This window comes from Agromyces humi (assembly GCF_009720255.1).
Taxonomy (GTDB): Bacteria; Actinomycetota; Actinomycetes; order Actinomycetales; family Microbacteriaceae; genus Agromyces; species Agromyces humi.
In genome coordinates this window covers 1-2,862 of record NZ_WJSP02000436.1, presented here as the reverse complement: position 1 = coordinate 2,862, position 2,862 = coordinate 1, and the positions used below count along the sequence as shown (strand labels likewise).

Below are 2,862 nucleotides of genomic sequence, written 5' to 3'. Positions count from 1 at the left end.
CCGGAACGCGCTCACCCCGGTGCAGCGCAGCCGACGCATCGGCGCCCCAGAGCACGTCGAGCGTGCCGACGGTGAAGTCGGCGGCGTCGAGGTCGTCGCGGAGGCGGCGGACGGCGTCGCGCCACGCGGCATCCGTCGGCGCAGGTCGGGTCTCTGAGTTCACCGCACCATTCAATCGCACGGTCCCCGCGGCACAGCGCCGTCAGCGGGTGGCGAGCTCGAGCACGAGTGGGAACGGACCGTAGCCGTCGTCCATCGTGAGGTGGCCGCCGCCCTCGACGGCGACGTAGTCCAGGTCGAACGGTGTCGCGTACACGACGTCGGCACCGGCCGGGCAGTACGGGTCGTCGGCACTCGCGACGACGACGCCCCGCTCGAGCACGGCGGCGGCGTGTGCGGCGGACACCGCCCCAGCGGGCTCGCCGAACCGGGCGAAGGCGGCGATCTCGGGGATGCCGCGCAGCACGTCGGGCGCGGCGGGCGCGACCAGCACGATGCGTCGCGCCACCGCGCCGAGCACGCCCTGCTCGGCACGGCGGGCGACGTACGCGAACCAGAGCAGGCAGCCGAGGCTGTGGGCTACGACGGTGAGCGACGCGGCATCCGTCTCTCGCAGCTCGGACTCCACCGCGTCGATCCAGTCGTCGAGCACGGGCGCATCGGGGTCGGGCAACTGCGGGTATCGCACCGTCGCCCCGCGCGAGGCGAACTCGGCGGCGAGCCAGCGCTGCCAGTGGCCCTCGGGGCGACGGTTCTGCCACCCGTGCAGGATCAGGAACTCCTCGGCCATGCCGCTCCCCTCGACGAATCCGGTCCATTCAACCAGCGGCGTGGGCCTCGTCACGGCGACGACGTCACGCTCGCGTCATCTGGCGTCCACGTGCCGTCACTCGCCGTAACCCGCTCGTCACACGGTGCACGTAGCGTTGGATACGATCGAAGAGCGAGGGGAGGTCGCAGATGGCTGACGCGCCGACGCTGGAGCGCCTGCGACAGGATGCACGAGACGAGCTGGCCGCACTCATCGAGTTGCGCTGCCGTCTCGGCGAAGATCCGTGGGTCTTCCTCCCCGACCTGCCCTCGGTCGACGAGCAGGTCGTCGCCACGCTTCGCGAGGAACGACTGCACTCCGACCGGTGGAGCCCGGCGCGGTCCCGCGCCTATCATCCGGCCGCGCGCGACGGCGATGCCGCACGGTTCGAGTACGAGCTGCTGCGCGAGATCGCGCTCGACCACCCCGAGCTCAGCGCGGCGGTATGGACGGTGCTCGACCGGGTTCCGTCAGCCTGGTGACGCGTTGCACGCGCATCCAGGTGATGAATCCGAAGATCGTGAAGGCGCCGTAGAACACGTACAGCAGCGCTGAGGCGTAGTAGCCGGCGCTGACGAGGAGCGGCACGCCGACGACGTCGACGGCGACCCAGATCAGCCAGAACTCGGTCCAGCCCTTCGCCATGCCGTAGGTGGCGAGCAGTGACCCCATGAAGATCCATGCATCCGCCCAGACCGGCTCGAACGAGCCGAGCGCCCGGAAGATGGGCGTGAGCAGCAGGGTGCCGCCGATGAGCGCGACGCCGAGCAGGATCCGTGCGCGGTTGCCGGCCCATCGAGGGTCGACGGCGTTCTCGCTCACCTGGCTGTGCCGCGACCAGCGCACCCACCCGTAGATGGAGACGATGATGAACATCACCTGTCGCGACGCCTGGCCGAGCAGGTTCACGGGATTCGGGGTGTCGAACACGGCGCCGAGGAACACGGTGAAGAGCAGCACGTTGCCGATGATCCCGACGGGCCACGCCCACACCTTGCGGCGCAGGCCGCCGAGCGCGCTCGCGAGACCGAAGAGGTTGCCGACGATCTCGCGCCAGAGGATCACCTGGTCCCCGATGACGAGCTGCGCGTCGAACAGCCACTCGATGGGATTCATGACGCGTCCGCCGTCGCACGGGAGGAGCGGCGCAGTCGCGTGATGAGTGCGGCGACCGCCCGCCAGCCGACGAGCAGGACGGCGAGCGTGACGGCCGCGACGATGACGAACGCGGGCTGGACGCCCTGGCCCGACGCGAGGCGGAGCAGCATGCCGACGACGAGGGTCGCGGCCCACACCAGCACCCCGGTCGGCCAGACGGCGAGCGGATGCCGCCACGCCGTCGCCGCGAGCCACCCCAGACCGAGGCCCGTGAGGAACGGCCAGGCCGTGGTCCAGACGCCCGCGGGGTCGAGTCCTTCGGCGTGGCTCGAGCGTCCGATGACGGCGAACACCACCACGAGGGCGACGTCGAGCAGCAGGGCGCCGACGAGCCCGGCCGTGCCGGTGCGCGCGCGATCGTTCATGCCACCATCGTACGGACGCCGCGGGGGCCGTACGCCCTCAGCTCACGACCGCGAGCTCCTCGAGCGCCTGCTCGTCGTGCACCGGCAGGGCGCAGACGAACGAACGACACCGGTAGGCGGTCGCCGCCTCGCGGTGGGCCGTCCGGCCCTCGAAGAGCTCGAAGCCGGCCTCCGCGAAGGCTCGCGCCTGCCGTTCCGTCACGATGGCGGCGACGGATGCCGCGTGCCGCCGCGTCGCCGCCGACAGCGGGTCGGCGCCGTCGAGGTCCCCGCCGTCGGGAAGCACGGTCACGAGCTGCACGAGCGGACCCGCGAGGTGCGACATGAGCGCGAGTGCGCCACCGAATGCGATCGGCCGCTGCACCGCCATCCCGGCCACGGATCCCATCGCGCGCTCGGCGAGCTCGCGATACCGGTCGCCCGCGCCGAGGGCGAAGAGCCGCCACGCGGCATCCGCACACGCGGTGACGCCCGACGGCGTCGCACCCTCCGCCGGGTCGGATGGCAGCGCGATCCCGTGGGCGACGA

At 71.8% G+C, this 2,862-nt stretch carries 5 protein-coding genes and 1 pseudogene; 1 reads left to right on the top strand and 5 read right to left on the bottom strand.

The genetic code is table 11. The features are described 5' to 3' along the window. Nucleotides 1-163: DUF7059 domain-containing protein (locus tag GH736_RS25845; RefSeq protein WP_159606611.1), on the bottom strand; the 163-nt coding region annotated here is incomplete at its 3' end. Between the two features lie 39 nt (nucleotides 164-202). Then, the gene (locus GH736_RS20480) at nucleotides 203-844 is read right to left on the bottom strand and encodes an RBBP9/YdeN family alpha/beta hydrolase (RefSeq protein ID WP_203230885.1); all 642 of its coding nucleotides are present in this window, start codon (nucleotides 842-844) and stop codon (nucleotides 203-205) included. Between the two features lie 116 nt (nucleotides 845-960). Between GH736_RS20480 and GH736_RS20475 the strand changes: the two genes are divergently transcribed. Then, complete coding sequence (locus GH736_RS20475; RefSeq protein WP_159606609.1) at nucleotides 961-1,293, top strand: hypothetical protein; 333 nt, start codon at nucleotides 961-963, stop codon at nucleotides 1,291-1,293. Here GH736_RS20475 and pnuC read toward each other — a convergent pair. The 3 genes and pseudogenes from pnuC to GH736_RS20460 form a co-directional block, all read right to left on the bottom strand. Then, the gene (gene pnuC, locus GH736_RS20470; protein ID WP_159606607.1) at nucleotides 1,244-1,927 is read right to left on the bottom strand and encodes a nicotinamide riboside transporter PnuC; all 684 of its coding nucleotides are present in this window, start codon (nucleotides 1,925-1,927) and stop codon (nucleotides 1,244-1,246) included. The genes GH736_RS20475 and pnuC overlap by 50 nt on opposite strands. Continuing rightward, nucleotides 1,924-2,334 carry a DUF3054 domain-containing protein gene (locus GH736_RS20465; protein ID WP_159606605.1) on the bottom strand — a complete coding sequence of 137 codons (411 nt, stop codon included), beginning with the start codon at nucleotides 2,332-2,334 and terminating at the stop codon, nucleotides 1,924-1,926. The genes pnuC and GH736_RS20465 overlap by 4 nt, the downstream gene beginning before the upstream one ends. Before the next feature lie 37 nt (nucleotides 2,335-2,371). After that, a pseudogene (locus tag GH736_RS20460) lies at nucleotides 2,372-2,862 on the bottom strand (thioredoxin domain-containing protein); the annotation flags it as partial.